Consider the following 953-nt stretch of genomic DNA (forward strand, 5'->3'; position numbering starts at 1 on the left):
ACCGCACCCGCGCGCTGACGCGCGCATTCACCCAACCCCCTGAAATCGCAGAGACGCGCGACGTCCTGACCTGGCCAAGAGAAGGCGCCGGACGCCTGGCCGCAAGGCAGGCGTCCGATGTCCTTCGCGTGGCACGAGATCCGTGATCACCTCATGCATTCGTCCTCCAATCTTCACTTCCAGCGCAGTTTCGACGCCGTCCGGCGCACGCAGGCCGCGCTCGCACCGTTCCGCGATCCGGCGGCCCTGCTGGACGGGCTGCACCGCACGACCGGCGATCCGGCCCGGAAGAACGTGATCCTCTCCGCGCTGGTCGGGGCGGCGCAGGGCGACGGGCCCACGTCCGACTGCGCCCTGACGGTGCTGTTGCTGGCGCTCTGGCCCGGCCTCGACGCCATACGACGCCGGTCGCTCTGGCGCAGGCTCGGCAGCGCCGACGAAGTCGCGTCCGACGTTCTGGCGCGCACCACCGAGGCAGTCCGCAGCCTCGATCTCAGGCGCGTCAACTGGATCGCGGCCACGGTGCTGCGCAACGTCGAACGCGACATGATCCGCGTGCGCCAGCGAGACCAGGCGCGCGAACATCTCGCCAGCGGCGCCGATCCCGACCAGGTGGCGGACAGCGGCGAAAGCGGCATCGGCGCGGACGGGTACGCGCGGCTGAACGGCGCCGTGCGGAAGCTGCTGGGCGATGACGCCCTGCTGGTGATCCGCGTGGCGATCGAGGGCTTCTCGCAAGCCGAGGCGGGAGCCGAACTGGGCCTGACCGAGGCCGCCGCCCGCAAGCGGTATCAGCGCGCGATGCGGCGGCTGCACGACGCCCTCCAGGAAATCCCCTGAGCCGATGTCCCGATCCGGTCCCGCCGGTGGCTTTTCCCATTCGAGCGCCCCGAGCGCCTTCCCTCCAACCGAAAGCAGACACGCATGAACCGCACTGCCGATCTGTCGCTCGA

1 protein-coding gene is annotated in these 953 nt (G+C 70.4%); it reads left to right on the plus strand.

What is annotated here, in order from left to right; all coding sequences use genetic code 11:
- Positions 1-117: 117 nt before the first annotated feature.
- Complete coding sequence (locus tag G5V65_RS21950) at positions 118-840, plus strand: RNA polymerase sigma factor (RefSeq protein ID WP_165054764.1); 723 nt, start codon at positions 118-120, stop codon at positions 838-840.
- The last annotated feature ends 113 nt before the right edge of the window (positions 841-953 follow it).

Origin of the sequence: Paragemmobacter kunshanensis (genome assembly GCF_011059185.1) — a bacterium.
GTDB lineage: Bacteria > Pseudomonadota > Alphaproteobacteria > Rhodobacterales > Rhodobacteraceae > Paragemmobacter > Paragemmobacter kunshanensis.